Origin of the sequence: Kocuria rosea, from assembly GCF_023715525.1 — a bacterium.
Lineage (GTDB): Bacteria > Actinomycetota > Actinomycetes > Actinomycetales > Micrococcaceae > Kocuria > Kocuria rosea_A.
In genome coordinates, this window is the sequence record NZ_JAMBOG010000027.1 from 1 (window position 1) to 26,500 (window position 26,500).

General features: G+C 74.9%; 25 protein-coding genes and 1 tRNA gene. 18 read left to right on the forward strand and 8 right to left on the reverse strand.

Annotation, left to right across the window (positions count from 1 at the left end):
- The 8 genes from M3185_RS14895 to M3185_RS14930 form a co-directional block, all read left to right on the forward strand.
- A partial coding sequence (locus M3185_RS14895; protein WP_285859953.1) for an SGNH hydrolase domain-containing protein occupies positions 1-910 on the forward strand: 910 nt, incomplete at its 5' end.
- 54 nt (positions 911-964) lie between these two features.
- The gene (guaB, locus tag M3185_RS14900; RefSeq protein ID WP_251334468.1) at positions 965-2,527 is read left to right on the forward strand and encodes an IMP dehydrogenase; all 1,563 of its coding nucleotides are present in this window, start codon (positions 965-967) and stop codon (positions 2,525-2,527) included.
- Between the two features lie 43 nt (positions 2,528-2,570).
- Positions 2,571-3,692 (forward strand): GuaB3 family IMP dehydrogenase-related protein, encoded by a 1,122-nt coding sequence (locus M3185_RS14905; RefSeq protein WP_251334469.1) that lies wholly within the window; start codon positions 2,571-2,573, stop codon positions 3,690-3,692.
- 91 nt (positions 3,693-3,783) lie between these two features.
- Positions 3,784-4,743, forward strand: coding sequence for an SURF1 family cytochrome oxidase biogenesis protein (locus M3185_RS14910; RefSeq protein WP_251334470.1), 960 nt, complete (start codon positions 3,784-3,786; stop codon positions 4,741-4,743).
- Entirely contained in the window at positions 4,736-5,326 is a 591-nt protein-coding gene (locus tag M3185_RS14915; RefSeq protein ID WP_251334471.1) for a DUF3817 domain-containing protein, read from the forward strand. The genes M3185_RS14910 and M3185_RS14915 overlap by 8 nt, the downstream gene beginning before the upstream one ends.
- 32 nt (positions 5,327-5,358) lie before the next feature.
- Positions 5,359-6,960: a glutamine-hydrolyzing GMP synthase gene (gene guaA / locus M3185_RS14920; RefSeq protein ID WP_251334472.1), complete on the forward strand. Its 1,602-nt coding sequence runs from the start codon at positions 5,359-5,361 to the stop codon at positions 6,958-6,960.
- 119 nt (positions 6,961-7,079) lie between these two features.
- A complete protein-coding gene (locus tag M3185_RS14925) occupies positions 7,080-10,865 on the forward strand; it encodes a hypothetical protein (protein WP_251334473.1) in 3,786 nt (1,261 codons plus the stop codon).
- A complete protein-coding gene (locus M3185_RS14930) occupies positions 10,855-11,106 on the forward strand; it encodes a hypothetical protein (protein WP_251334474.1) in 252 nt (83 codons plus the stop codon). The genes M3185_RS14925 and M3185_RS14930 overlap by 11 nt, the downstream gene beginning before the upstream one ends.
- Here the strand turns inward: M3185_RS14930 and M3185_RS14935 are convergent.
- The 3 genes from M3185_RS14935 to M3185_RS14945 all read right to left on the reverse strand — a co-directional run bounded on the left by M3185_RS14935 (position 11,075) and on the right by M3185_RS14945 (position 12,583).
- Positions 11,075-11,449 (reverse strand): SAF domain-containing protein, encoded by a 375-nt coding sequence (locus M3185_RS14935; protein ID WP_251334475.1) that lies wholly within the window; start codon positions 11,447-11,449, stop codon positions 11,075-11,077. The genes M3185_RS14930 and M3185_RS14935 overlap by 32 nt on opposite strands.
- A gap of 126 nt (positions 11,450-11,575) precedes the next feature.
- Positions 11,576-11,884, reverse strand: a complete 309-nt coding sequence (locus M3185_RS14940; protein ID WP_251334476.1) for an FmdB family zinc ribbon protein — start codon at positions 11,882-11,884, stop codon at positions 11,576-11,578.
- A 63-nt stretch (positions 11,885-11,947) separates the two neighbouring features.
- A complete protein-coding gene (locus M3185_RS14945; RefSeq protein WP_251334477.1) occupies positions 11,948-12,583 on the reverse strand; it encodes a 5-formyltetrahydrofolate cyclo-ligase in 636 nt (211 codons plus the stop codon).
- A gap of 190 nt (positions 12,584-12,773) precedes the next feature.
- Between M3185_RS14945 and galU the strand changes: the two genes are divergently transcribed.
- From galU to M3185_RS14965, 4 genes are all read left to right on the forward strand, one after another.
- On the forward strand, positions 12,774-13,688 hold the full coding sequence (galU, locus tag M3185_RS14950) for a UTP--glucose-1-phosphate uridylyltransferase GalU (RefSeq protein ID WP_251334478.1): 915 nt from the start codon (positions 12,774-12,776) through the stop codon (positions 13,686-13,688).
- A 15-nt stretch (positions 13,689-13,703) separates the two neighbouring features.
- Complete coding sequence (locus tag M3185_RS14955; RefSeq protein WP_251334479.1) at positions 13,704-14,336, forward strand: GNAT family N-acetyltransferase; 633 nt, start codon at positions 13,704-13,706, stop codon at positions 14,334-14,336.
- A 160-nt stretch (positions 14,337-14,496) separates the two neighbouring features.
- Positions 14,497-15,408, forward strand: a complete 912-nt coding sequence (locus tag M3185_RS14960; protein WP_251334480.1) for a hypothetical protein — start codon at positions 14,497-14,499, stop codon at positions 15,406-15,408.
- Positions 15,409-15,558: 150 nt separating this feature from the next.
- On the forward strand, positions 15,559-17,229 hold the full coding sequence (locus M3185_RS14965; protein WP_251334481.1) for a CYTH and CHAD domain-containing protein: 1,671 nt from the start codon (positions 15,559-15,561) through the stop codon (positions 17,227-17,229).
- A 115-nt stretch (positions 17,230-17,344) separates the two neighbouring features.
- Here the strand turns inward: M3185_RS14965 and M3185_RS14970 are convergent.
- Positions 17,345-17,417 (reverse strand) — tRNA-Ala (locus tag M3185_RS14970).
- 129 nt (positions 17,418-17,546) lie between these two features.
- Between M3185_RS14970 and M3185_RS14975 the strand changes: the two genes are divergently transcribed.
- On the forward strand, positions 17,547-18,506 hold the full coding sequence (locus M3185_RS14975) for a LysR family transcriptional regulator substrate-binding protein (protein WP_251334482.1): 960 nt from the start codon (positions 17,547-17,549) through the stop codon (positions 18,504-18,506).
- A 7-nt stretch (positions 18,507-18,513) separates the two neighbouring features.
- On the opposite strand, the gene M3185_RS14980 is transcribed toward M3185_RS14975, so the two are convergent.
- Both M3185_RS14980 and M3185_RS14985 read right to left on the reverse strand, forming a co-directional pair.
- Positions 18,514-18,834: an antibiotic biosynthesis monooxygenase family protein gene (locus tag M3185_RS14980; RefSeq protein WP_251334483.1), complete on the reverse strand. Its 321-nt coding sequence runs from the start codon at positions 18,832-18,834 to the stop codon at positions 18,514-18,516.
- The gene (locus M3185_RS14985; protein WP_251334484.1) at positions 18,831-19,841 is read right to left on the reverse strand and encodes a mechanosensitive ion channel family protein; all 1,011 of its coding nucleotides are present in this window, start codon (positions 19,839-19,841) and stop codon (positions 18,831-18,833) included. The genes M3185_RS14980 and M3185_RS14985 overlap by 4 nt, the downstream gene beginning before the upstream one ends.
- A gap of 131 nt (positions 19,842-19,972) precedes the next feature.
- Between M3185_RS14985 and M3185_RS14990 the strand changes: the two genes are divergently transcribed.
- From M3185_RS14990 to M3185_RS15010, 5 genes are all read left to right on the forward strand, one after another.
- The gene (locus M3185_RS14990) at positions 19,973-20,683 is read left to right on the forward strand and encodes a DedA family protein (RefSeq protein WP_251334485.1); all 711 of its coding nucleotides are present in this window, start codon (positions 19,973-19,975) and stop codon (positions 20,681-20,683) included.
- 344 nt (positions 20,684-21,027) lie between these two features.
- Positions 21,028-21,486, forward strand: coding sequence for an NUDIX hydrolase (locus tag M3185_RS14995; RefSeq protein ID WP_251334486.1), 459 nt, complete (start codon positions 21,028-21,030; stop codon positions 21,484-21,486).
- Complete coding sequence (locus M3185_RS15000; protein WP_251334487.1) at positions 21,483-22,529, forward strand: glycine betaine ABC transporter substrate-binding protein; 1,047 nt, start codon at positions 21,483-21,485, stop codon at positions 22,527-22,529. Before M3185_RS14995 ends, M3185_RS15000 begins: the two co-directional genes overlap by 4 nt.
- 42 nt (positions 22,530-22,571) lie before the next feature.
- Complete coding sequence (locus M3185_RS15005) at positions 22,572-23,789, forward strand: pyridoxal phosphate-dependent aminotransferase (protein ID WP_251334488.1); 1,218 nt, start codon at positions 22,572-22,574, stop codon at positions 23,787-23,789.
- A 41-nt stretch (positions 23,790-23,830) separates the two neighbouring features.
- Positions 23,831-24,703 (forward strand): PPK2 family polyphosphate kinase, encoded by an 873-nt coding sequence (locus M3185_RS15010; protein ID WP_251334489.1) that lies wholly within the window; start codon positions 23,831-23,833, stop codon positions 24,701-24,703.
- Positions 24,704-24,715: 12 nt separating this feature from the next.
- Here the strand turns inward: M3185_RS15010 and M3185_RS15015 are convergent, their stop codons facing one another.
- Positions 24,716-24,982 (reverse strand): exodeoxyribonuclease VII small subunit, encoded by a 267-nt coding sequence (locus tag M3185_RS15015; protein ID WP_251334490.1) that lies wholly within the window; start codon positions 24,980-24,982, stop codon positions 24,716-24,718.
- A gap of 155 nt (positions 24,983-25,137) precedes the next feature.
- Positions 25,138-26,439: an exodeoxyribonuclease VII large subunit gene (xseA, locus tag M3185_RS15020; protein ID WP_251334491.1), complete on the reverse strand. Its 1,302-nt coding sequence runs from the start codon at positions 26,437-26,439 to the stop codon at positions 25,138-25,140.
- Positions 26,440-26,500: the final 61 nt, after the last annotated feature.

The window sequence follows — 26,500 nt, forward strand, 5'->3', positions numbered from 1 at the left end:
GCCGGTCGTGGCCGTCCAGCAGGCCGAGGCGCGGCGGGCGGCGCAGATCGTCGCGGCCGCCGACCGCAACAATCCCGGGGCCGCCGCCCTGGTGCCCGGCTTCCAGTACCAGGGCGACCCCGACGCCGTGAACGTCCCGGTGGTGACCGGCGACTTCTACCAGAAGCCCGGCCTGGGGGAGACGTGCCCGGTGGAGCTGGGCCTGTCCGAGGCCCACCAGGAGTGGTGCTTCGACACCGTGCCCAACGCCGCCCCGGCGGCGACTCTGATGGTGATCGGCAACAGCCACGTGCACATGTGGATGCCGGCCATCGAGCAGCTGGCCCAGGAGCAGAACTGGCGGGTCGTGACCTACATCCGCGGCGCCTGCCTCTACGCCACCGCCGAGGAGCAGGTCGCCGATCACGAGGCGTGCGCCCGCTGGCTGGAGGGCGCCGAGGCGGCCGTGGAGGCCGTGGACCCGGAACTGGTCCTGGTCCAGGGCACCCGCAGCACCGAGCAGAACGAGGAGATGCTCACGCCCGGGACGGAGGCGCGGATCCGGGCCCTGGCCGAGCGCGGCAGCCAGGTCATCGCCGTGCGGGACAACGCTCGATTCGACTTCCCCCCGGCCTTCTGCGCGGTGGAGAAGGGTGAGGACGACCCCTCCTGCGCGCCCGGCCACGTCGTTCTGGGGCCGGAGAGCCCGCTGCGGCGCGTGGCCGACGAGCTGCCGGGGGTCTCCATGGTCGACATGGGCGACCTGATCTGCCCGGAGGGCAGGTGCACGCCCGTGATCGGCAACGTCTACACCTACTGGGACACCAACCACCTCACCGTCGAGTACGTGAGGTCGCTGGCCCCGATGTTCACGCAGCGCGTCCGAGAGGCCCTGGCCACCGACGGCACCGAGGTGTCGGCCCTGCCGTGAGACCTCCCACAGCCGGGCGCCCGCCGGGTCCCGCGACGCGGACGGGCCCGTAGAATGGTCGGGACTCCCCACCTGCTGAAAGGCCCCACCGTGTCGGATCCCGCCGTCCCCACCGCCCTGTCCGAGGACCCGTTCGGGTTCACCGGCCTGACCTACGACGACGTGCTGCTGCTGCCGGGCAACACCGACGTCATCCCGTCCGAGGCGTCGACGCGCACCCGGCTCTCCCGCCGCATCAGCCTCGAGGCGCCGCTGCTGTCCGCCGCCATGGACACCGTCACCGAGTCCCCGATGGCCATCGCCATGGCCCGCCAGGGCGGGCTCGGCGTGATCCACCGCAACCTGTCCATCCAGGACCAGGCCGCGCACGTCGACCGTGTCAAGCGCAGCGAGTCCGGGATGATCACCGACCCCGTGACCATCTCCCCGGACGCCACGCTCGAGGAGCTGGACCGGCTGTGCGGCTACTTCAAGGTCTCCGGCCTGCCGGTGGTCGACGCCGACCAGAAGCTGCTGGGCATCATCACCAACCGCGACACCCGCTACCTGCCCGAGAGCGACTTCCCGCGCTGCCGGGTGCACGAGATCATGACGCCGATGCCCCTGATCACCGGCAAGGTCGGGATGGCCAAGGAGGACGCCCACCGGCTGCTGGCCTCCAACAAGATCGAGAAGCTCCCGCTCGTCGACGACGACGGCCGGCTCACCGGGCTGATCACCATCAAGGACTTCACGAAGGCCGAGCAGTACCCGCGGGCCACCAAGGACGACGAGGGCCGGCTGCGCGTCGGCGCGGCGGTCGGCTTCTTCGGCGACGGCTTCGAGCGCGCCATGACGCTGGTGGAGGCGGGCGTGGACGCCCTGTTCATCGACACCGCCAACGGGCACTCCCAGGGCGTGCTGGAGATGATCGCGCGCCTCAAGGCCGAGCCGGCGGCCTCCCACGTCGACGTCGTCGGCGGCCAGGCGGCCACCCGCGCGGGCGCGCAGGCGATCGTCGACGCCGGCGCGGACGCCGTGAAGGTGGGCGTGGGCCCGGGCTCCATCTGCACCACCCGCATCATCGCCGGCGTGGGCGTGCCCCAGATCACCGCGGTCAACGAGGCGGCGAAGGCCGCGATCCCCGCCGGCGTGCCCATCATCGCCGACGGCGGCCTGCAGCACTCCGGGGAGATCGGCAAGGCCCTCGTGGCCGGCGCGGACTCCGTGATGCTCGGCTCCCTGCTGGCCGGCTGCGACGAGTCCCCGGGGGAGCTCGTGTTCGTCAACGGCAAGCAGTTCAAGACCTACCGCGGCATGGGCTCCCTGGGGGCCATGCAGTCCCGCGGGAAGAACACGTCCTACTCCAAGGACCGCTACTTCCAGGCCGACGTCGCCAGCGACGAGAAGCTCATCCCCGAGGGCATCGAGGGCCAGGTCCCCTACCGCGGCCCGCTCTCGGCCATGGTCCACCAGCTCGACGGCGGCCTGCGCCAGACCATGTTCTACGTCGGCGCGCACGACATCGCCGAGCTCAAGACCAAGGGCCGGTTCGTGCGGATCACCTCGGCCGGGCTCAAGGAGTCCCACGCGCACGACATCACGATGACCGTCGAGGCGCCCAACTACAAGCGCTGAGCACGGTGCCGCGGGCCCGCGGCACCCGTTCGGAAAGGACCCCATGAGCTACGACATCGAGATCGGCCGGTCGAAGCGCGCCCGCCGCACCTACTCCCTCGACGAGATCGCCCTCGTCCCCTCGCGCCGCACCCGCGACCCCCAGGACGTCTCCACCGACTGGCAGATCGACGCCTTCCGGTTCTCCATCCCGTTCCTGGGCGCCCCCATGGACTCGGTCACGTCCCCCGCGACGGCGATCGCCCTGGGCCGGGCCGGGGGACTGGGCGTGCTCGACCTCGAGGGGCTGTGGACCCGCTACGAGGACCCGCAGCCGGTGCTCGACGAGATCGCCGGCCTGTCGGTCGACGACGCCCCCGCCACGACCCGCCGGATGCAGGAGCTCTACGAGGCGCCCGTGCGCCCGGAGCTGATCACCGCCCGGCTCGCGCAGATCCGGGACGCGGGCGTGATCGTGGCCGGGTCCCTGACCCCGCAGCGCACGGCCGAGCACTACCGGGCCGTCCTGGACGCCGGTGTGGACGTGTTCGTGATCCGCGGGACCACGGTCTCCGCCGAGCACGTCTCCCGCACCCAGGAGCCGCTGGACCTCAAGAAGTTCATCTACGACCTCGACGTGCCCGTCATCGTGGGCGGCGCCGCCGGGTACACGCCCGCGCTGCACCTCATGCGCACCGGCGCGGCCGGCGTGCTCGTGGGCTTCGGCGGCGGCGCGTCCCTGCGCACGCAGACGACCCTGGGCATCCACGCCGCGATGGCGAGCGCGATCTCCGACGTCGCGGCCGCCCGCCGCGACTACCTCGACGAGTCGGGCGGGCGCTACGTGCACGTCATCGCCGACGGCGGGGTCGGGGTGTCCGGGGACATCGTCAAGGCCCTCGCCATGGGCGCCGACGCCGTGATGCTCGGCACCGCCCTCGCCCGGGCCGAGGAGTCCCCCGGCCAGGGCTGGCACTGGGGCGCCGAGGCCCACCACGGGGACCTCCCGCGCGGGCTGCGCACCCGCGTGGGCACCGTGGGCCCCCTGCAGGAGGTCCTCCACGGTCCCTCCCGGCACGTGGACGGGACGTCCAACCTCGTGGGCGCCCTGCGCCGCTCCATGGCCACCACCGGCTACCTGGAGCTCAAGGAGTTCCAGCGCGCCGAGGTCGTCATCCGCGGCTGAGCCGGCCCGGGCCGCGGGCCGCGCCGCGCCGGCGCGCCCCGGCGCGGCCCGGGATTGGCGAACGCCCAGGAAGGCGCACTAGCCTTGACGGGTGCTCAAGACCGCCCTGCGCCCCCGCTCGCTCCTCGTCCTGGTGCTGTGCCTGGGGGCGGCCGTGGCGTTCGTGCTGCTGAGCCAGTGGCAGCTGCGCTCCGGCGAGGAGTCCCGCACGGTGGCCGACCCCGCCAAGGACGTCGCCCGCCCGCTCGCCGAGGCGGCCGGGGCGGGCGCCGCCGTGAGCGCCGCGCAGGCCGACCAGCTCGTCACCGCGACCGGTGCGTACCGGGACGGCTCCACGGTCCTGGTGCCCGGGCGGCTGCAGGACGGCGCCGAGGGCTGGTGGGTCGTCTCCGCGCTGACCCTGCCCGGCACGGCCGGGCAGTGGCCGGCCGCCGGCGGCGACCTCACGGTGGCCGTGGCGCGCGGCTGGACCGCCGACCCCGCCGCGGTGCCGGACGAGCCGGTGGGCGCCGTCGACGTCGTCGGCCGCTACCTGCCCCCCGAGGGACCGCTGCCCGCGCCCGGGCTGCCCCGCGGGCAGGTGGGGTCGGTCTCCCCGGCGCAGCTGACGAACCTGTGGGACGTCCCCGTCTACCCCGGGTTCGTGACCGCGTTCGCGGAGAACCCCGCCGCCGGGGCCTTCCAGCTCGACGACGGCGGCGCCCTCGCCGCGCAGCCCGAGCTGCTGAGCCCGGAGCTGTCGCGGCTCGAGATCGACCAGCAGCCCACGGACGAGTCCGTCGACCTGCTCAACCTCTTCTACGCCGTCGAGTGGGTCGTCTTCGCCGGGTTCGCCCTCTACATCTGGTGGCGGTTCGTGCGCGACGAGCACCTGCGCGGCCAGGACCCCGGCGAGTACTTCTACTTCGACGGCGACTACTTCTACGACGACGCCAGCGGGCGCTACTACTACTACGACCCCGAGGCGGGGGAGCACTACTGGTTCGACGACCAGCCCCGCGGCGCCACCCAGGACAGGACCCAGGACAGGACCGGAGCCCACCATGACTGACCCCACGCACCCGAGCCCCTCGCCCGCCCCGAAGGAGCGCACCGACGGGGTGCGGGTCTCCCTCCCCGAGGACGCCGCGCCGGAGCGCGCCGCGGCCCCCGGCCGCGTGCCCGGCCGCGCCGCCGCCCTCCAGCCGCGCCGCCGCTTCGGCGGCACCGAGGCGCAGATCCGCGGCGCCCTGAAGTTCTACATGGTCTGCGCCTGGATCTCCGGGACGTTCCTGCTGCTGCTCGTCGCGGAGATGATCACCCGCTACGGCTTCGGCCACGACCTCGTCGCCGGCGGCACGGACCAGCTCACGGGCCGGACCGTGCCCCTGGGCTGGCAGAACCTGGAGCTGGAGAACCTCGCGGGCGGGGTGAACATCTCCACCTGGATCCTCATCGTCCACGGCTGGTTCTACGTGGTCTACCTCGTCTCCTGCTTCCGGATCTGGACGCTCATGCGCTGGCCCTTCCCCCAGCTGGTCGTCATGGCCCTCGGCGGCGTGGTGCCGTTCCTGTCCTTCGTCGTGGAGCGCAAGATCCACGCCTCCACCGCCGCGGAGCTGCGGGTGAACCCCCGGGCCGCCAAGCGGTACTGAGCCCGTCCCGCCCCTGGCCTAGACTGGAGGGCGTGACCGAAACACCTGAGACCCGTACCGAGCTGGAGCAACGCCCGGTCCTGGTGGTCGACTACGGCGCGCAGTACGCGCAGCTGATCGCCCGCCGGGTCCGCGAGGCCAGCGTCTACTCCGAGATCGTCCCGCACACCTGGTCCACCGAGCAGATCCTCGCGAAGAACCCCGCCGCGATCATCCTCTCCGGCGGGCCCGCGTCGGTCTACGCCGAGGACGCCCCCCGGCAGGACCCCGCCCTCTTCGAAGCGGGCGTGCCCGTCTTCGGCATCTGCTACGGATTCCAGGCCATGGCCCAGGCGCTCGGCGGGACCGTGGCGCACACGGGCGCCCGCGAGTACGGCGCCACGACCGCGACCACGGTCGGCGCCTCCGAGGCCGCCTCGATCCTCGAGGGCTCGCCCGCCTCCCAGACCGTGTGGATGAGCCACGGCGACTCCGTGGTCGAGGCGCCCGCGGGCTTCGAGGTCCTCGCCTCCACCGAGACCACCCCGGTCGCGGCGTTCGCCGACGAGGACCGCCGGCTCTACGGGGTGCAGTGGCACCCCGAGGTCAAGCACTCCGTGCACGGGCAGAAGGTCCTGGAGCACTTCCTCTTCGACGGCGCCCGCGTCGAGCCCACGTGGTCGACCGGCAACATCATCGAGGAGCACGTCCAGCGGATCCGCGAGCAGGTCGGCTCGGCCTCCGTGATCTGCGGGCTCTCCGGGGGCGTGGACTCCGCCGTGGCCGCCGCCCTCGTCCAGCGCGCCGTGGGCGACCAGCTCACCTGCGTGTTCGTGGACCACGGGCTGCTGCGCGAGGGCGAGGCGGAGCAGGTCGAGAAGGACTTCGTGGCCGCGACCGGCGTGAACCTCTACGTGGCCGAGGAGAAGGAGCGCTTCCTCACCGCGCTCGCCGGCGTCACCGACCCCGAGCAGAAGCGCAAGATCATCGGCCGGGAGTTCATCCGCTCCTTCGAGGCCGCCGCCGAGGAGGTCGCGAAGGCCGCCGCCCGGGAGGGCGAGCCCGTGCGCTTCCTCGTGCAGGGCACCCTCTACCCGGACGTCGTCGAGTCCGGGGGCGGGGAGGGCGCCGCCAACATCAAGAGCCACCACAACGTCGGCGGCCTGCCCGAGGACCTGCAGTTCGAGCTCGTGGAGCCGCTGCGCACCCTGTTCAAGGACGAGGTGCGGGCCGTGGGCCGGGAGCTCGGGCTGCCGCACGAGATCGTCGGCCGCCAGCCGTTCCCCGGCCCCGGGCTGGGCATCCGCATCATCGGGGAGGTCACCGAGCACAACCTCGCCATCCTCCGCCGCGCCGACGCGATCGCCCGGGAGGAACTCACCCGCGCCGGGCTCGACGACGAGGTGTGGCAGATGCCGGTCGTGCTGCTCGCCGACGTCCGCTCGGTGGGCGTGCAGGGCGACGGCCGCACCTACGGCCACCCGATCGTGCTGCGCCCCGTCTCGAGCGAGGACGCGATGACCGCCGACTGGTCCCGCCTGCCGTACGACCTGCTGGCCCGCATCTCCAACCGCATCACCAACGAGGTCGAAGAGGTCAACCGGGTGGTCCTGGACGTCACGTCCAAGCCCCCGGGCACCATCGAGTGGGAGTAGGCCCCGCGCCTGCCCCGCACGGGCGAGGAACCACCAGCTGAGGTCGAGCGGTCCGCGCAGGGCCGCTCGACCGATGCATGACCGGCCCCGGCCGCTGGGCCGGGCGCAGGAGGAGAACCATGTCGATCGGATCCGACCGCACCCCCCGGGAGTCGGACACCCACCCGGAGCGGACCCACCGGGTCTCGCTGCAGCCCTGGACCCGCCAGATGGACGCCTACACCGGGCCGGACACGCTGCTGGACTTCAACCAGGTCGACAACGTCAGCATCGACCTCACCGAGGCGAACTCCTCGGGCCAGGCCCAGCTGCTGATGGGCCGGCCCACCCGCCTGTCCACGATCGTCCACGACCCGCAGGCCTACGGGGTCGCCGCCCGGGCCGCCCGCTCGCTGCGCACCAAGATCCACGAGCTGTCGGTCAACCACGGCCTCGACGCCGCCTACCTCGCCGCCGGCACGGCGTCCTGGCTGGCCCGGCCCCGGGGCTCCGACCCGACGGGCTCGGGGCAGCGGCGCTGGATCGCGCCCGTGCTGCTGGCGCCCATCACCCTCAAGCCGCGCGCCGACCTCGACGACTTCGAGCTCCAGCTCGTCGGCCCCGCCCGGCTCAACCCCGCCATGGTGCGGCGGCTGGCCGCGGACCACGGCGTGGACCTGGCCTCCGGGGAGCTCGCCCGCCTCGCCTACGGGACCCGCCGCCTCGACCCCGCCCCCGCCCTGGAGACGCTGCGCACCGTGGCCGGGGCGGTGCCCGGGATGCACGTCGAGCACAAGCTGCTCGTGTCCACGTTCGCCGACCTCCACGACCGCCCGGCCGACCTGTCGGTCGACGCGCGCACGGCCGTGGTCCGGGACCTCGCCCGGCTCAAGGACTCCGCCGTGGGACGGGTCCCGCAGGTCGAGGAGATCACCGCCACCGCGCCCCCGCTCGACGAGCGCGACCCCGCGGAGGAGCTGCTGCTCGTCGACGCCGACGGCCCGCAGCAGGAGGTGCTGGACCTCGCCGCGCAGGGGCACTCGTTCGTGGTGACCGCCGCACCCGGCACCGGGCAGATCGACACCGCGGTCAACACGGTCGGGACCCTCGTGGCCCGCGGCCGGACCGTGCTGGTCCTGGGCGAGCGGCGCACCACGCTGGCCGCGTTCCGCCGCCGGATGGACGGGCTCGGCCTCGGCACCGCCGTGCTGCCGCTGTCCTCCCAGCTCTCCGACGCCGACGTCGCCCAGCAGCTCATCCGCGCCGTCTCCCGCAACGAGCGCGCGGAGCGCCCCGAGCTCGAGGAGCTGCACGCGACGCTGCGCAGCTGCCGGGACCGGCTCGCCGCGCACGTCCGCTCGCTGCACACCGTCCGGCCCCGGTGGTCAGCCTCCCCCTACCAGGCCGTGCAGGCCCTGGCCGAGCTCACCGCCCGACGCCCCGCCCCCGCCACGCCCGTGCGCTTCCCGCGCTCCGTGCTCGACGGCGTGCACGACCGGGCCGGGATCGTCGCCCGGCTGGAGCGCGCCGCCGAGCTCGGGGCCTTCGACGCGGGCACGCTCGCGGGCCCGTGGAGCGGGGCCCGCCTGGTCAACGACGACGAGGCCGGCCAGGCCCACCGGCTCGCCCAGTCCCTGCTCCTCGAGCTCACCACCCTCGAGACCGGCATGCGCCACGTCCTGGCGACCAGCGGGCTGCGCTCCGGTGCCACCGTGCCCGAGTGGGGCCGGCAGCTGCGCCTGCTCCAGGAGGTCCAGGACTCCCTCACCCGCTTCACCCCGGACATCTACGACCGGCCGGTGACCGACCTGGTCGCCGCGACCGCGGGCGCGGCCTGGCGCCGCGAGCACGGCATCGACATGACGGGGCTGCAGCGCTCGCGGCTGCGCAAGGCCGCCAAGGAGTACATCCGGCACGGGGTCCACCTCTCCGACCTGCACAGCGCGCTGCTGCGGGTGCAGTCGGAGCGGGAGCGCTGGCAGGAGTGGGCGAGCACGCGGCAGCACCCGGCGGTCTCCGACCGGGTCGACGAGGTCGCGGCGGTGCACGCCCGCTTCGTCGAGGACCTCGAGGGCCTGGCCATCGCGCTCGATGGCTCGCCGACGGGCGTGGGCCTGCTCGAGCTGCCCGTGGCGCGCCTGCGGGACGTCCTGGACCGGCTCATCAACGACGAGACCAACCTCGCGACCCTGCCGGAGCGCACCCTCCTGCTGGACGAGCTGCGCGGGCGCGGGATGGGCGAGCTCGTGGACGACCTGGTCCGGCGCACGGTGCCGCGCGAGCAGGTGCCGGCGGAGTTCGACCTCGCCTGGTGGCAGTCCACGCTCGAGGCCATGGCCACCGGCGACGACTTCCCGGCCGTGGCCGACGGCCCCGCGCTGCGCCGGATCGAGTCCACGTTCCGCCGCGCCGACGCCGCCCACGTCGCGTCCGGGGCGGGGCGGCTGCTGTGGGAGCTGGCGGAGCGCTGGCAGCGCTCCGTCCGCCGCTCCCCGCGCGCGGCGGTCGCGCTGCGCACGATGCTGCGGGCGGGGGAGGCCCCCCTCGAGGAGGTCGGCGCCGCCGCCGGGCACCTCGTCCGCTCCCTCGTGCCGGTGTGGACGGCCAGCCCGCTGGTGCTCTCCGCGGCGCTGCCCGAGGACCACGTCTTCGACGCCGTGGTGGTGCTCGACGCCGAGAGCTCCCCGCTCGCGGCCGTGCTGCCCGCGCTGACCCGGTGCGACCAGGTGATCGCGTTCGGCGACCCCCACCTGGGCCGCCCGCAGCCGTTCACCGTGGCGCCCATGGCCGCGACCTCGGCCGGCGCGCAGCCGGTGGTCGAGGTGGACAGCGCCTTCGACGCCCTCTCCCGCGTCGTGCCCGGGCGCAGCCTGCGGACGATGTACCGCTCGATGGACGAGCAGGTCTTCGGCTACCTCAACGAGCAGTTCTACGGGGGCCGGCTCACCCGGCTGCCGCACGGGGACTCCGTGACCGGGACGACCCCCGTGCTCGAGGTGGAGTACGTCCCGGACGGGATCGGTGCGTTGACGGCCGGGATCGAGGGGATCCAGGCACCCGCCGCCGAGGTGCGCCGGGTGGTGGAGCTCGTGTTCGACCACGCCGCCCGGCACCCGAAGCGGTCCCTCGCCGTGGTCACCGCCAGCGCGGTGCACGCGGCCCGGATCGCGGAGGCCGTGCGGCAGCGGATGCGGCAGGAGCCCGCGACCGCGGCCTTCTTCGCCCCCGGACCGGAGTCCTTCCGGGTGGTCGACCTGCACCGGGCGGCGGGGATCGTGCGGGACACCGTCGTCTTCGCCCTCGGCTTCGGCAAGACCGCCAACGGCCGCACCGTGCCCTACCTCGGCGCGCTGTCCGAGAAGCACGGGCGCCAGCACTTCGTGCTCGGCATGACCCGCGCCCGGCACACGACCCGGATCGTGACGTCCCTGCACCCGGACGAGGTGGAGGGCAAGGGCCTCCAGCACGGCGCGCGGGACTTCGTGCGCGTGCTGGCCATGCACCTGGGGGAGTGCGCCGGGCACGCGGTCAGCGCCCGGGACACCCACGAGGACGCCCTCGTGGTCGACCTCGCCCGCCGCCTCGTCGCGCGCGGCGCGTCGGTGCTGCTCGAGTACGCGGGCGTGCTCGACCTGGTCGCCTGGGCGAGCACCGAGTCGATGTCCGCGGGGGCGCTGCTGGGCGGGCGGGACCGCGAGGAGGGACGCCCGCTGCGGATCCCGGTGGCCGTCCAGTCCGACGGCTCGGGCACCGGCCTGTCGGTGCGCGAGCGCTCCCGGCTGCGGCCCCAGCAGCTCGAGCGCACGGGGTGGAACTACCTGACCCTGTGGACCATCGAGGTCTTCACCGACCCCGACACCGTCGCCGAGCTGATCCGCCGCTACCTCGGGCTGCCCGGCGAGGGGAGGGCCTCCCGTGGCCGCTGAGCACGGGCCCCGCCCCGAGCCCCTTCCCGGGGAGCGCCGCGGCACCGGGACCTCCGCCGGACGGCCCGCCGCGCGGCGGGGCCCCCGCCGGGCCACGGGGGGCACGGTCTCCGGGGCGGAGCCGCGCCTTCCCGGGCTGCCCGGGCCCGAGACCGAGACGGGCGAGGAGGCGCGCGAGCGTGCCGGTGAGCACGCCCGGGAGGAGTGGCTCAGGGCCCAGCGCCCTCCGCACTGGGGCTGAGCGGCGCCGGGACGAGGACCACCGTGGTGCGCCCGCCGCCGCCCGCCAGCGTGCGCCCCACGAGCTCCTCCGGGTCGGTCAGCGCTCCCTCCGGGACCAGCCCGTGCGGGTACGCCGCGACCGCCAGCTGCTCGGCCGACACCACTGTGCCCGCCGCGAGCGCCCCGGCGGCCGTGACCACGGGCACGGTGCGGGCCCTCGGCGGGGCCGGGGAGACCACCACGAGCGCCAATGCGAGCCCGAGCAGCCCGGCCACGGCCAGGCGGCGGCGCCGCGACAGGGCGGAGCGCAGGTGCAGGGCCAGGGGATAGCGGCGCCGGGCGGGGCGCGGACGTCGGCTCATGCGCCGACGGTAGGCGCCAGGGCCCGGCGCGGACCGGTCCCGGCTGGGGACGGTCCGGGCGCTCACCGCTCCCCGGGAGGCGGGTGGAGCCCGGACGCCGGGACCGGTGCGGGCCCCGGCACCGGCTCAGGCCGCGGAGCCGCCCGTCCCGGCCCCCGCGGAGGACCCGGCGGAGGCGGCCGCGGGGGCGGGGCCGGAGCTGGGGGAGGAGCCCGAGGAGGCGGGCGCGGGGGACGCGGTGTCGGCGGAGGAGGCCCCGGCGCGGGAGTCGGTCCGGTAGAAGCCGGAGCCCTTGAACACCACGCCCACGGTGTTGAACTTCTTGCGCAGGTCGCCGCCGCACTCGGGGCAGACGGTGAGGGCGTCCTCGCTGAACGACTGGCGGATGTCGAAGGCGTGGCCGCAGTCCTTGCAGCCGTAGGCGTAGACGGGCATGGGTCCTCCTGGGAACGGTCGTCGGGTGCGCCGGCTGGCACTCGAAGGGGTCGAGTGCTGATTCTACCGCGTGCGCGGCGGCGTCCCGGCGCCCAGCGGCTCCGTCCCCTCCTCGGTGAGGGCCAGGGTCACGGGCGCGTCCAGCTCGTCGACCGGCACGGCGCCCGCGGGCAGCACCTCGTCGGCGAACACGCACACCGCGCTCAGCAGCTCGGGGTGGGCCGTGCGGGACAGCCGCGCGAGGAAGCGGTCGTAGTAGCCGCCGCCGAAGCCGAGGCGGGCGCCGTCGTGCGCGACGGCGAGCGCGGGCACGAGCAGCACCCCCACGGAGCGCATGACCTCGATGCCGTGGCGGGCGCCCACGGGCTCGCGCAGCGCCGCGAGGCCGCCCTCCCGCACCGGGGTGTCCGGGGTCCAGCGCGCCCACGAGAGCCGGCGGCCGGGCTCGCACACCGGCACCCACACCCGGTGGCCGCGCCGGTGGGCGGTGGCGAGGGCGCGCTCCAGCGGCGGTTCCGTGGGCATCGGCAGGTACGCGGCGAGGTCCAGGTGCCCGCGCCCGGCCAGCAGCTCCGCGACGTGGCGGTCGAAGCCCACCTCGGCGTGCTCGCGGGCCGCCCGGGAGCGCCGGGCGCGCGCGGCCCGCCGCTCCCGGCGCAACCGGTCCTTCAGCTCCGCGGGGTCGCTCGGGTCCGTCATCGTGGCGCTCGATCCTGGGTCGTCGTCGAGGACCGCACGGGGTCCCCGGGGGCGGGGCCGGCTCGCTGCCGGCCGGGGCACCGCGCCGCCGGCCGGCCGCCGCCGTGCGGCGGGCACCGGTGCTGCGAGGCTAGCCCCGGCCCCCGCGCGGTTCAACCGGACGCCGCCGACAATCCGCTAGCCTGTGCCCATGAGTGGAAACAACAACTGCCGGACGGTCCGGAAGGCCGTCATTCCCGCCGCCGGACTGGGCACGCGCTTCCTGCCCGCGACCAAGGCGATGCCCAAGGAGATGCTGCCGGTCGTGGACCGCCCGGCCATCCAGTACGTCGTCCAGGAAGCCGTCGACGCCGGCCTGCACGACGTGCTGATGATCACCGGCCGCTCCAAGCGGGCCCTGGAGGACCACTTCGACCGCGTCCCGGCCCTGGAGCACCAGCTGGAGGAGTCCGGCAAGACGGAGCTGCTCAAGGAGGTCGAGCACGCCTCCGAGCTCGGCGAGATCCACTACCTGCGCCAGGCCGACCCCAAGGGCCTGGGGCACGCGGTGCTGCGCGCCAAGATCCACGTGGGCGAGGAGCCCTTCGCCGTCCTGCTGGGCGACGACCTCATCGACGCCCGCGACGACCTGCTCACCGAGATGATCGCCGTGCAGCAGCGCACCGGCGGCTCCGTCGTGGCCCTCATGGAGGTCCCCGAGGACCAGATCAGCGCCTACGGCTGCGCCGACGTCACCGTCGTGGACGGGGCGGACTACGTGCGGATCAACGGCCTGGTGGAGAAGCCGGCCCCGGAGGACGCCCCGTCCAACCTGGCCATCATCGGCCGTTACGTCCTGCACCCGGACGTCTTCGAGGTGCTCGAGAACACCGCCCCGGGCCGCGGCAACGAGATCCAGCTCACCGACGCGCTGCAGACCCTCGCGACCCGCGACGGTGAGGGCGGCGGGGTGTACGGGGTGGTCTTCAAGGGTCGGCGCTACGACACGGGCGACAAGCTGAGCTACCTCAAGGCCAACATCATCCTGGCCTCGGAGCGCGAGGACCTCGGCCCCGAGCTGTGCGACTGGCTCAAGGACTACGTCCGGTCCCTGCCCGTGGGCTGAGAGGACACCCCAGCCGTGGCCGGACAGTTCCGGTGGCCCGTCACCGTCTCCTGGGGTGACCTCCGGCTGCGCCCGCTCGGCCGGGCCGACCGCCGGGAGTGGGACCTCGTGCGCCACCGCAACCGCGACTGGCTGGATCCGTGGGAGGCCACGAACCCCGTTCCCGGCGGCGAGGCGCCGACGTTCGGGCAGTTCGTGCGCACCCTCGACCAGCAGGCCAGACAGGGCACGGCGCTGCCGTTCGTGATCACGGAGCGGGCCCCGGGCGCGGACCGGTTCGAGCTCATCGGCCAGCTCACCGTCTCGGGCATCTCCTGGGGCTCGTTCCTCTCCGCGACCCTCGGGTACTGGGTGGACCGGGAGCAGGCCGGCCGCGGCGTGGCCCCCATGGCCGTGGCGATGGCCACCGACTACTGCTTCCAGGGCCTCGGCCTGCACCGGATGGAGATCAACATCCGCCCGGAGAACACGAAGTCCCTGCGGGTGGTGGAGAAGCTCGGGTTCCGGGACGAGGGGCTGCGCAAGGACTTCCTGCACATCGACGGGCGCTGGACGGACCACCGCAGCTTCGCGCTCACCGCCCCGGAGGTGCCCGAGGGGCTGGTCCGGCGCTTCACCGGCTCGGACCGCCCCGCGGTGTGGCAGTGACCGGCGTGTCCACAGGGATGTCCACAGGCTGTCCGGGCGCGGTAGTAGGCTGTCGCTCACGGCCCGACCCCGGGCCCGGACACGCCGGTGCCGCGCGCCGGCGGTTCCCCGCCGCCCGTTCGAGCGCACGTTCGAGCGCACAAGAGGCAGGACCGCGACGATGATCTGGGTGAGCAGCTCGGCCGCGCTGGCCGTGGTGTGCGCCCTGTCCCTGTTCTGGGTCGTCCCGCGCCTGCAGCGTCGCCGCGAGGGCCCCGTCGAGGCCCGGGTCGAGATCGCCGGCACCGATCTCGTCCCGGAGCAGTCCCCGGAGCTGCCCGAGCCGACCTCCCCCGTGTCCCGCCGACGAAGGATCACCATGGCGACCACCGACACCCCCTCGCTGCGCACGGGCAGCGGCACCGCCTCCCGTCCGGGCGCCCTGCGCATCAAGTGGGACCGCGCCGGGATCTTCCTGGGCGGGTGCGCCGCCCTGCTCGCCGCCCTGGTCACGGCCGTGCTGGCGCCGCTGTCCGCCGCCGTGAGCTGGCCGTGGCCCGTGTTCCTGCTCCTGCTGGGCCTCGGCTCCGTGCTGGCCCTGCGCTACCTCGCCGTCCAGGACCGCGCGTCGCGCCGCGCGCCCCGCCCCGCCCGCACGGACACCACGGCCGACCCGCACGCCCCGCGCCAGGACGTCGCCCTGTTCGACAACGAGCACGCCGTCGCGGAGGAGGCCCGGGAGCAGTCCCGCCAGGCCGCCGAGGCGCTCGACCTCCCCGCGCAGCACGAGCAGCCCCAGGCCGACGCCCCCGCCCCCGCTCCGGCCGCGTTCACGGTCGAGGAGCTGCGGGCGGAGGCGCTCAAGGTGGCCCGGGAGTCCGGCGCCGCCGCCCGCACCTGGGAGCCCGTGCCCGTGCCCCGCCCCACCTACGCCGACGCGCCCGTGGTCCCGCGCCCGGAGCCGGAGCCGCTGCCCGTGCCGGAGCAGCCCGTGGCCCGGTCCGCGACGCTCAAGGATGCCGTGCGCACGGGGGAGGAGCGCGGGCGCTCCGCCCTGGACCTCGACGACGTCCTCAAGCGGCGCCGGGCCTGAGCCCCGTCCCCAGCGTCCGCCGCACCCGCCGCACGGCCCCGTCCGGGGCCGTGCGGCGGACCCGTTCCGGGGGCGGGCTCCCCGGTATCATCGCCGCAACAGCCGGGGGACGGTCCCTGCCGCCCTCGGACCCGATCGAGGAGGACTGCCATGGCACCCGTCGCCCACCGCGAGATCGAGCGCAAGTACGAGGTCCCCGAGGGCGCCGAGGAGCGCATCGACTGGAGCGGGCTGCAGGGGTACACCGTGTCCGCCGAGCCGGTCGAGCACCGCATGGAGGCGGTGTACTACGACACGCCAGACATGGCGCTGGCCCGGCGCCTCGTCGCGCTGCGCCGCCGCCGCGGCGGAGCGGACGACGGGTGGCACGTGAAGTTCCACGAGCCGTCCGGGCGCCGCGAGCTGCAGTTCCCCCTGCTGCGCACGCCGGAGCGGATGCCCGCGGCGGTGCGGACGCTGCTCGCGGGGCTGGCCGGCGGTGAGCGGCTGCGTCCCGTGGCGACCCTGCGCACCGTGCGGCGGGTGCTGATGATCGGCGACCCCGCCGGAACCGAGGTCGCCGAGCTCGCCGCCGACGTCGTCGAGGCCGTCGACGAGCGCACCGGCACGGTGCGCTCGTGGTCGGAGTGGGAGGTCGAGCTGGTCGACGGGACCGTCCCCGAGGAGCAGCAGGAGGAGATCTTCTCCGCGGTCGAGGAGGCGGTCTTCGCGGTGGGGGGCAGGCCGTCGACGTCGCGGGCCAAGATCGCCCGCGCCCTCGGCGCCGAGGACGACGACGCGGTGGCCGCCGGGCCCGTCCCGGAGCAGGCCGAGGTCCCGGCGGGGTCCGCCCCGACCGGGGAGCAGGACGAGCGGGACGCGGAGGGCGAGCCGGGGCCGAAGGAGAAGAAGGGGAAGAAGGGGAAGAAGCCGGCGGTCTCCGGGGCGGAGCTGCTCCGGACGGTGCTGGCCGAGCTGGCCGAGCAGCTCGTGCTGTGGGACTTCAAGGTCCGGCTCGAGGTCCCGGACGCCGTGCACCAGATGCGGGTGACGTCGCGGTCGCTGCGCAGCGTGCTGAAGGCGGCGGACCCGTTCCTCGAGGGCGACGTCGCGGAGGACCTGTACGTGCGCCTCCGGGAGCTCGCCCGCACCCTGTCGGCGGCCCGGGACGCGGAGGTGACGGCGCAGCTGCTGCCCGCGCGGGTCGAGGAGCTGGGGGGCCGTGTCGGCCCGGCCCCGGCGGCCGTGCTCCAGCACCGGGCCGAGGAGCAGGCCGAGCTGGCCGCCCGCTCGGTGCGCCGGTCCCTGGCCTCCAAGGAGCACCTGCGGCTACTGGCCGACGTCCGGGAGTTCGCCGCGGCACCGCCCCTGACGGAGCAGTGCGCGGAGCTCTCGGCGCGGAAGGTCGCCAGCACGATGCTGCGCCGGGCGCTGCGCAAGGTGGTGCGCGTGGGCGAGCGGGGCGCGGCGGCGGAGGCCTCGGGCGCCGGGGCGGATGCCGCTCAGCGGCTCGAGCACCTCCACGTGGTGCGCAAGGCGGTCAAGCGGGTCCGCTACGTCGAGGCGGTGCTGGGCGGCTCGGGCTTCCGCGCCGGCAAGTCGGTGCGCCGGGCGGCCGCGGACGCCCGGGAGTACCAGAACGCCCTGGGGCGGATCATGGACGCCGCGGTCGTGGAGGGCTGGCTCGCGCGCACGGCGCAGGCCCTCAGCGGCTCGGGGGAGGACCGCTACGCGGTGGGGCTCCTGCACGGCGCGGAGGTCGTGCACCTGCACTCCGGCGTGGCGGGCGGCGCGGACGTGGTCGGGGTCCTGTTGGCCCAGCTGCGGAAGGACCTCGCCTGAGGTGCTCCGTCCCGGAAGGGACGGAGGGCGGGAAGGGACGGAGGGCGGGAAGCACGGAAGGCCCCGGCGCGAGCCGGGGCCTTCCGTGGGCGTCCGGCGGGCGGACGCGGTGTCGTGGAGCTAAGGGGAATCGAACCCCTGACCTTTTCATTGCGAACGAAACGCTCTACCAACTGAGCTATAGCCCCGGAGCAACCCCTCCATCCTATACGTGCGGGTCGGTTTTCGCATCTCGGGCGCCCGGCGCGCCGGGCGCGGGGAGCGGGCCGGGCCCCGCGCGGTCGGGAGCCGCGCCCGCAGTCGGTAGATTGGCGGCCATGAACGCTGCACCCGGGCACGAGGACCCCACCGACGAGCCCGCCGAGACCCCCGCCCCGAGACCCGCCGACGGCCCCGCCGGGAATCCCGACCACAGCGCCGCCGACGGGCCCGTCCGATCGGCGGACCTGGTCGTGGCGTTCGTCCCCGGGGTGATGCCCGGCAAGTGGTTCTTCCGCTGGCGGGACCGCAACCCCGGCCGGGCCCTCGCGGAGCGGCCGCTCGAGGCGGACACCTGGCGGGACGAGCTGGGGCAGGGCCGCGCCCACGCGTGCTTCGTGCGCCTGCCCGCCCACCCGCGGGCCGGGGTCGACGACCTCGCCGCCCTGCGCCGTGACTTCCGGGCCGTGGAGCTCTACGGTGAGCAGCAGGTCGTGGTGCTGCCCCGCGACCACGAGCTGACCCTGCTCGACGAGGTGCCGGTGGCCGAGCTCGTCGACGAGGTGCTCCTCCAGGAGCCCGCGTCCCTGCCCGAGCGCCAGCAGCTGCGCTCCCCGGAGGCGGTCGCCGCCGACGCGCCCCTGCCGCCGGTGCGCCACGCCAGGGACGCGATCGAGCTCGTGGCCGCCGGGCTGGGCCTGGTCGTGGTGCCCATGTCCGTGGCGCGGCTGCACCACCGCAAGGACCTGGTCCACCGGGTGGTGCCCGACGCCGCGACGGTCCCCGTGGCCCTGGTGTGGCCGCAGGACCTGCCCGAGGAGCAGGAGGAGCTCGTGCAGGACTTCGTGGGCGTGGTGCGCGGGCGCGGGCTGAACAGCTCCCGGGGCACCGGCACGGGCGGGCCGGCGGCGGAGCCGGCCGTGGACCGCAGGCCGGCGAAGGGCGCCCAGGGCGCGCGCGCGTCGTCGTCCTCGGGGCGGGCCGCGCGCCCGGCCGCCGGCGGGCGCCGGGGACCGGGAGGGGGCAGGGCCGGGCGCGGCAAGGCCGCGGGCCGGTCGAAGGGGCGCGGGCGCCGGTGAGCCCGGGCTACTGGCTGACGGCCACCGTGTAGGACCACAGCTCCGAGGAGGTGCCCACGGGGCGGGGCCGGGAGGCGCCCTCCTCGGCGGAGCCGCCGCCGTGGGCGCGGGTGAAGTGCTGCGAGGACGTCCACGCCTGGAACGACTCCTCGTCGGCCCAGCGGGTCAGCACGAGCCACTGGGTGCGCCCGTCGGTGGGCTGCAGCAGCTCGAAGCCCTCGAAGCCGGGGACGCCGGTCATCGAACCGCCGTGGGCCCCGAAGCGCCGGCCGAGCTCGTCGCCGGAGTCGGCGGGGACGGTGATGGCGTTGATCTTGACGATGCTCATGCGTCCGATCCTGGCACATCCCGCCGCACGGCCCGCAGCTGCCCCGTCTCGGGCTGCGCGGGGGCGCCGGGCACCGGCTCCGCCTGCCGCACGACCGTCTGGTTGAGCAGGGGGATGTGCAGGCCCTCGCGGTCGAGCATCTTCTTCATGCGCAGGCGCAGGGCGCGGGCGACGTCCCACTGCTTGAGGGGCACGGTGCGCACGGCGACGCGCAGTGTCACGGACTCGCCGGTGACGGCCTCCACGCCCCAGACCTCCGGGTCCTCGGTGATGAACTCGCCCACCCTCGGGTCGTCGCGCAGCAGGGCGGCCTCGTGCAGGATGAGCTCGCTGAGCAGCTCGATGTTCGTGTCGTAGGGCACGGGGACGTCGAGCACGCAGCGGGCCCAGCCCTGCGACTGGTTGCCGACCCGCAGGATCTCGCCGTTGCGCACGTGCCACAGGGTGCCGTTGACGTCGCGGACCTGGGTCACGCGCAGACCGACGGACTCCACCGTCCCGCTCGCCTCGCCGAGGTCCACGACGTCCCCGATGCCCAGCTGGTCCTCCGCGACCATGAAGATCCCGGAGAGGTAGTCCTTCACGAGGGACTGGGCGCCGAAGCTCAGGGCCACGCCGGCGATCCCGGCGCTGGCCAGGACCGGGCCGATGTCGTAGTCCAGCTCCGAGATGACCATCAGCAGCGCGACGGCCCAGACCACCACCGTTGTCACGGACGACAGGACGGAGCCGATGGTGTGGGCGCGCTGGGCCTGCCGGGCGCCGGCGAGCCCGGCGTCCTCGACCCAGCGCGGCCTGCCGCTCTCGAGCCGGCGCACGATCCGCGAGCGCGTGCCCCTGGCGATCCCCCCGGTGACCCGGCGGATCAGCAGGCGCAGCACCGCGGCGAGCACGGCGGCGCCGAGCAGGACCAGGAGGATCCGCAGCGGCTTGTCGAGCCAGAAGTCCCAGCCCAGGTCCAGGGCCGGCGTCGGGGCGGACAGGGGCAGGCGGGCGGGGGAGCGCATGGAGGAAGCGTAACGAACGCCACCGGCGGATCGCCCCGGGTCACGGCGGGCGCCCGGGGGCGTCGGGCACAATGGTGCCCAGACCCGTGGCGCCGCGCACCCGGCCCGCACGCTCCCGACCCGAGGATCCCATGAGCTCCCTCAGCACCGCCCTGCCCACCGTCCTCGACGCCGCCGCGGAGCCCGCGGGCGAAAGCCTGGGCGGGATCGCCGACTGGGCGGTCGGCGTCATGGAGACCATCGGCGCCCCCGGCGCCGGGCTCCTGGTCGCCCTGGAGAACCTGTTCCCGCCCCTGCCGTCCGAGGTGATCCTGCCGCTGGCCGGGTTCACCGCGAGCCAGGGCAGCTTCACGGTGGGCGGGGCGATCTTCTGGACCACCCTGGGCGCCGTGGTGGGGGCGATCGCGCTCTACTGGATCGGCGCCGCGCTCGGGCGCCGCCGGCTGCGGGCCATCGTGGACCGGATGCCGCTCGTCGACCTGCACGACCTCGACCGCACCGAGGAGTGGTTCGACCGGCACGGGAAGGCCGCCGTCTTCTTCGGGCGGATGATCCCCGTCTTCCGGTCCCTGATCTCGATCCCGGCGGGCATCGAGCGGATGTCCTTCGGGGCGTTCGTGCTGCTGAGCACGGCCGGGTCCCTGATCTGGAACACGGTCTTCGTGCTGGCCGGGTACTACCTCGGCGAGAACTGGCACGTCGCCGAGCAGTACGCCGGCGTGTTCTCGAGGATCGTGGTGGTCCTGGTCGCCGCCTTCCTCCTCTGGTGGGTGGTCAAGCGGGTGCTGCGCAACCGGCGCGGGCTCACCGACGCCGCCCGCCGCGAGCGCGGGGAGCTGTGACGCGGACGGTCACCGCCCCTTCCTGAGCCCGGGACGTGGCGTGGAGGGCGAGCCCGGCCAGGACCATCAGGCCCAGGGGCAGGAGGGCCGCCCCACCGCTGCGGGCGAGGAGAAGGGCCGCCGGGAGCAGAAGAAGACCCGGGACCGCATCTGGTCCCGGGTCTTCCACGGCGCGCGGCGGCACGCCGCACCCCCCATGCTGGGAAGCCCCGGTGGCCGAGGCAAACCGGTGCGGGGCGGCGGTGCGCCGAACGGCCCCGGCGTGCGTTTTCCGGACCGTGCGCCGGCCCGCCGCGGCGTCCCCCGGGCGCCCAGCACGGCGAGGTGTTCCTAGAATGGTCCCCATGAGTCTTCCCATGGACACCCGGGTGGGTGCCTACGCCGTCATCGTCCGGGACGGGGCGGTGCTGCTCAGCCACTGGAACCCCCGCCACCCCACCCTCCGGGGGGCGTGGAGCCTGCCCGGCGGAGGCATGGAGATCGGGGAGCAGCCCGCGCAGACGGCCGTGCGGGAGGTGCTCGAGGAGACCGGGTACACCGTGGAGATCGACGAGCTGCTCGGCGTGCACAGCCGCCACATGGGCCCCGAGGAGCGCATGGACGGGCTCGCCCGCCCCTTCCACGCGCTGCGCGTCGTCTACCGCGCGCACGTCACCGGGGGCACGCTCACCGCGGAGGTGGACGGGACCTCCGACGAGGCGCGGTGGGTCCCGCTCGCCGCGCTGGCGGAGCTGCCGCTCGTGGGTCTCGTGCCCGTCGCGCTCGAGCTGGCGGGGCTGGCACCCGCCGGGGAGCGCCGGTGAGCCGGCGCCGGCCCACCGCGCTGGCCGCGCTGGCCGCCCTCGCGCCGCTCGCCGCGCTGACAGGCTGCGGCGGGGACACCGCGCCCGCCCCGGAGGCGCCCTCGCCCACCGGGTCCGCCGCGGCGCCGATCCGGATCGCCACGGGACCCACCGGGCAGACCGCCGTGCTCGCCCACGTCTACGCCGAGCGGCTGCGCGGGGCCGGCTTCGACGCGAGCGTCGTGGACACCGGCACGGGCCGCTCCGGCCACCTCGAGGCCCTGGAGCGCGGGGACGTCGAGCTCGCCGCCGACTACTCCGGCAACCTCTACCTCCACCTGCGCGCCCCGCGGGCCGTGGGCCCCGGGGCCGCCCCCACGCCGAGCCCCGGGGCCACCGCGCCCTCCGCGCAGCGCACCACGCCACCGGACCGCGGTCTCGCCGAGGACCTCTCCGAGCTGCTGGGCCTCGGCGGCGAGGGCGCCGGCGACGAGGACGTGCTCGGTGGCGTCCGCGACGTCCTCCCGGAGGGGCTGCAGATGCTCGAGCCCGCCCCGGCCGAGAACAGGATCGCGGTCGTCGTGACCCGGGCCACCGCCGTCGAGCACGGGCTCGAGGACCTCGAGGACCTCGGACCGGTCTGCTCCGCCCTCGACCTCGGCGCGGACCCCGACTTCGCCGCGAGGCCCTACGGCTCCGAGGGCCTGGAGGACGCCTACGAGTGCGTGCCCGAGGACGTCGTGCCCTTCGCCTCGACGGGGGAGCTCGTCACCGCGCTGCTCGCGGACGACGTCCAGGCCGCGGCGCTGTTCACCGCCTCCCCGGCGATCGAGGACAACGGGCTCGTGGTCCTCGGGGACCCCCTCGACAACTTCGTGCCCCAGCGGGTGGTGCCCGTGGGCGCGGAGGACCTCCCGGAGGCCGCGGTGCAGGTCGTCGACGAGGTCTCCGCCGGGATCGACACCGACGACCTCGTGCTCATGACCCGGATGACCACCGCCCGGGACCCGTACACGCCCGAGGAGGCCGCCCGCTACTGGCTCGACGGCGACGACGACACCTGAGGGCTCCCGGCGCGCGGGCCGCCCGGAGGTAGGGTGGAGCGCATGGCAGTGGTGAAGCAGTCCGACAAGCTCAAGAACGTCCTCTACGACATCCGTGGCCCCGTGCTGGAGCAGGCGGAGCGGATGGAGGCCGAGGGCCACCGGATCCTCAAGCTCAACATCGGCAACCCTGCCCCGTTCGGTTTCGAGGCCCCGGACGCGATCCTCGTGGACATGATCAAGAACCTGCCCAACGCGCAGGGCTACTCCGACTCCCGGGGCATCTACTCGGCCCGGACCGCGGTGGTGCAGTACTACCAGACGCGCGGGATCATGAACCTCGACACCGACGACGTCTACCTCGGCAACGGGGTCTCCGAGCTGATCACCATGTCCCTGCAGGCCCTGTGCAACCCGGGCGACGAGATCCTCGTCCCGTCCCCGGACTACCCCCTGTGGACCGCGTCCGTGGCCCTCGCCGGCGGCACCCCCGTGCACTACCGCTGCGACGAGGACAACGACTGGAACCCGGACCTCGAGGACCTCGCCGCGAAGATCACCCCGCGCACCCGCGGCATCGTGATCATCAACCCGAACAACCCGACCGGCGCGGTCTACTCCCGCGAGGTGCTGCAGTCGATCGTGGACCTCGCGGCCGAGCACGAGCTGCTGCTGTTCTCGGACGAGATCTACGAGAAGATCACCTACGACGGCGCCGAGATGATCAACACCGCGACCCTCACCGGCGAGGACGTGCTGTGCCTGACGTTCTCCGGGCTGTCCAAGGCCTACCGGGTGGCCGGGTACCGCTCCGGGTGGCTGGCCATCACCGGGCCCAACTGGAAGGCCGAGAGCTTCATCGAGGGGATCAAGCTGCTGGCCAACATGCGCATGTGCGCCAACGTCCCCGCCCAGCACGCCATCCAGACCGCCCTGGGCGGCTACCAGACGATCAACGACCTCGTCCTGCCCGGCGGACGGCTCAAGGCCCAGCGCGACCTCGCCCACCGGAGGCTCAACCAGATCGACGGGGTCAGCTGCGAACAGGCGGACGGCGCCCTGTACCTGTTCCCCAAGCTCGACGTCGAGAAGTTCGGCATCGTCGACGACGAGAAGTTCGCGCTGGACCTGCTCAAGGAGCAGAAGATCCTCGTCACCCACGGCCGCGCCTTCAACTGGCCCGAGCCCGACCACTTCCGGCTCGTGACCCTGCCGTCCGTGGAGACCCTCGGCACGGCCCTGGACCGGATCGAGGAGTTCCTCAGCAGCTACCGCCAGTGACCGGCCCGCCGCCGGCGGACGGACCCACCAGGAGGACCGCGATGACCACCACCCCGAGGCGCCCCGGCGCCGGGTTCGACCAGGACGTGCGCTGCCTGCTGCGGGCGGGCCCCGGGCTGTCCCTCGCCGCCGTGGACACCGGGTCGACCCCCGGCTTCTCCGGCGGCAAGACGGCCGGCGAGGCGCTGCGCTCGGCGCGCAAGGGGGAGCTGGCCGACCTGCAGCGGCTGCTCTACGCCAACGCCACGGCCGCCGACGCCCCCCACCGGCTGCTGCTCGTGCTCCAGGGCATGGACACCTCCGGCAAGGGCGGGATCCTCACGCACGTGCTCGGCGGGCTGAACCCGCACGGCGTGCACACCCACGGGTTCGGCCGGCCGACCGAGGAGGAGGCGGCCCAGCACTTCCTGCACCGCGTGCGCCGGCAGCTGCCGCGCCCGGGCGTCATCGGCGCCTTCGACCGCTCCCACTACGAGGACGTCCTCGTGCCCGTGGTCCACGGCATGCTCCACGGCGAGCGGCTCGAGCACCGCTACGCCGAGATCCGCGCCTTCGAGCAGGAGCTCGCCCTGGAGGGCGCGGTCGTGGTGAAGGTGTTCCTGCACCTGGGCCGGGACGCCCAGCGCAAGAACCTGCTGGCCCGGCTCGACGACCCGGCCAAGCGGTGGAAGTACGACCCCGCCGACATCGACGCGCGCCGGCGGTGGGACGCCTACCGGGCCGCCTACGAGGGGGCGATCCGGGCCACCGACGCGCAGCACGCGCCCTGGTACGTGGTGCCCACGGACAAGAAGTGGTACGCCCGGGCCGTCGTGCAGGACCTGCTGATCTCCGCCCTCACGGACCTGGGCCTGGACTGGCCCGAGCCCTCCTACGACGTCCTGGAGCAGCGGCGCCTCCTCGCCCGGGGCTGAGCCGGCCCCGGCTCAGCCGTCCTCGCCGGGCTCCCCGCCGTCGGCGTCCGCCCGGCGGGCCCGGGCGGCGTCGAGGCGCTCCCGCGCCCCGTCCAGCCACTGCTCGCACCGCGCCGCCAGCGCCTCGCCGCGCTCCCACAGGGCCAGGGACTCCTCGAGGGACGTGCCGCCTGCCTCCAGGCGGGAGACGACCTGCACGAGCTCCTCGCGGGCCTGCTCGTAGCCCATGGCCGCGATGTCGGACAGGTCGGGTGCTGCGGGGTGGTCGGCGCTCGCCATGGGTGCGGCCTTTCTGCGGCTGGTCTGTTGCGTGCCGCGCCGTCGGTGGAGCGGAGCCGGCGCGGGTCCGGCCCCATTGTCCCACCCCGGCCCGGCGGGCGCCGCCGTGCGGCCGCCGGGCCGGGGCCGTCCTGCCCGGGCGGCGGCTCCGGGGCTCAGGCGTCGCCGGGACGCTGGCCGGGACGGCGCGCGGAGACCGTCTCGGTCCGCACGCCCAGCTCCCCGGCGGCCAGGCGCACGCCCAGCCGGTCGCCCTCGCGCACCCCGGACGCGTCGGTGACCACGGTCCCGGACGCGTCGAGGACCACGGCGTAGCCGCGCTGCAGGGTCTCCTGCGGGGACAGGGCCCGGACCCGGGCGCGCAGGTGGCGCACGGCGTCCCGGTCCCGCAGCGTGCGGGCGTCGACGGCGGACAGCGCCCGGGAGCGCAGCCGGTCCACGTCCTCCTCGCGCAGCAGGATCATGTCCTGCGGCTGGGCCAGCGCGGGCCGGGAGCGCACCCCGGCGAGGCCCGCGGCCTCCCGGTCCAGGAACGTCCGCACCGCCCGGTCCAGGGACGCCCGGGCGCGGGCGACGCCGCCCCGCTCCTCGACCACGTCCGGGACGACCCGCTTGCCCGCGTCTGTGGGGGTCGAGGCCCGCAGGTCCGCGACCCAGTCCAGCAGCGGCTGGTCGTTCTCGTGGCCGATCGCGCTGACCACGGGCGTCCGGGCGGCGGCCACGGCCCGCACCAGGGACTCGTCGCTGAAGGCGAGGAGGTCCTCGAAGGAGCCGCCGCCGCGGGCGATGACGATGACGTCGACCTCGGGCAGCCCGTCGAGCTCCTGCAGGGCCGCGGTCACCGCGCGCACGGCCCCGGCGCCCTGCACCGCGACCTCCCGGACCTCGAAGTCCACCGCGGGCCAGCGCAGGGACGCGCTGCGGATGACGTCCTTCTCGGCGTCGGAGTTGCGCCCCGTCACCAGGCCCACCCGCCGGGGGAGCAGGGGCAGCGGCTTCTTCCGGGCGGCGTCGAAGAGCCCCTCCTCGGCGAGGGCGCGGCGCAGCCGCTCCAGCCGTTCCAGCAGGTCGCCCAGCCCCACGGGGCGGATGCCGTGCCCGAGCATCGACAGCCGGCCCGTCTTCGTCCAGAAGTCCGGCTTGAGCTGGGCCACCACCCGCATGCCCTTCTCGAGCGGGCGGTCCAGGTGCGCCGTCTCGTTGGCGAACAGGGTCACCGGCACGGAGATCTCGGCGTCGACGTCGCGCAGGGTCACGTACGTCACCCGGGCGCGCTGGTTCAGCTCGATGATCTGGCCCTCCACCCAGGTGGGGGCGCAGCGCGCGATGTAGGCGTGCAGGTTCTCGGAGAGCAGCCGCAGGGGCCACGGGTTCTCCGGGGTGGTCCGGTCCGCCCGCGCCGGGACCTGCCGCGCGCCGTCCCCCTGGGCCTCCTGCTGGGGCTCGAGATAGCTCATGGTCCATGCTTACCACTCGTGGCGGACGCCCGCGCGGGGCCGCCGCCGTGCTTAGAGTGGG

Excerpts from the sequence above, each read along its gene's own strand:
- guaB (WP_251334468.1), top strand. The coding sequence starts at position 965 with ATGGTCGGGACTCCCCACCTGCTGAAAGGCCCCACCGTGTCGGATCCC.
- M3185_RS14905 (WP_251334469.1), top strand. The coding sequence starts at position 2,571 with ATGAGCTACGACATCGAGATCGGCCGGTCGAAGCGCGCCCGCCGCACC.
- M3185_RS14915 (WP_251334471.1), top strand. The coding sequence starts at position 4,736 with ATGACTGACCCCACGCACCCGAGCCCCTCGCCCGCCCCGAAGGAGCGC.
- M3185_RS14925 (WP_251334473.1), top strand. The coding sequence starts at position 7,080 with ATGTCGATCGGATCCGACCGCACCCCCCGGGAGTCGGACACCCACCCG.
- M3185_RS14935 (WP_251334475.1), bottom strand. The coding sequence starts at position 11,449 with ATGAGCCGACGTCCGCGCCCCGCCCGGCGCCGCTATCCCCTGGCCCTG.
- M3185_RS14940 (WP_251334476.1), bottom strand. The coding sequence starts at position 11,884 with ATGCCCGTCTACGCCTACGGCTGCAAGGACTGCGGCCACGCCTTCGAC.
- M3185_RS14945 (WP_251334477.1), bottom strand. The coding sequence starts at position 12,583 with ATGACGGACCCGAGCGACCCCGCGGAGCTGAAGGACCGGTTGCGCCGG.
- galU (WP_251334478.1), top strand. The coding sequence starts at position 12,774 with ATGAGTGGAAACAACAACTGCCGGACGGTCCGGAAGGCCGTCATTCCC.
- M3185_RS14960 (WP_251334480.1), top strand. The coding sequence starts at position 14,497 with ATGATCTGGGTGAGCAGCTCGGCCGCGCTGGCCGTGGTGTGCGCCCTG.
- M3185_RS14965 (WP_251334481.1), top strand. The coding sequence starts at position 15,559 with ATGGCACCCGTCGCCCACCGCGAGATCGAGCGCAAGTACGAGGTCCCC.
- M3185_RS14975 (WP_251334482.1), top strand. The coding sequence starts at position 17,547 with ATGAACGCTGCACCCGGGCACGAGGACCCCACCGACGAGCCCGCCGAG.
- M3185_RS14980 (WP_251334483.1), bottom strand. The coding sequence starts at position 18,834 with ATGAGCATCGTCAAGATCAACGCCATCACCGTCCCCGCCGACTCCGGC.
- M3185_RS14985 (WP_251334484.1), bottom strand. The coding sequence starts at position 19,841 with ATGCGCTCCCCCGCCCGCCTGCCCCTGTCCGCCCCGACGCCGGCCCTG.
- M3185_RS14990 (WP_251334485.1), top strand. The coding sequence starts at position 19,973 with ATGAGCTCCCTCAGCACCGCCCTGCCCACCGTCCTCGACGCCGCCGCG.
- M3185_RS14995 (WP_251334486.1), top strand. The coding sequence starts at position 21,028 with ATGAGTCTTCCCATGGACACCCGGGTGGGTGCCTACGCCGTCATCGTC.
- M3185_RS15005 (WP_251334488.1), top strand. The coding sequence starts at position 22,572 with ATGGCAGTGGTGAAGCAGTCCGACAAGCTCAAGAACGTCCTCTACGAC.
- M3185_RS15010 (WP_251334489.1), top strand. The coding sequence starts at position 23,831 with ATGACCACCACCCCGAGGCGCCCCGGCGCCGGGTTCGACCAGGACGTG.
- M3185_RS15015 (WP_251334490.1), bottom strand. The coding sequence starts at position 24,982 with ATGGCGAGCGCCGACCACCCCGCAGCACCCGACCTGTCCGACATCGCG.
- xseA (WP_251334491.1), bottom strand. The coding sequence starts at position 26,439 with ATGAGCTATCTCGAGCCCCAGCAGGAGGCCCAGGGGGACGGCGCGCGG.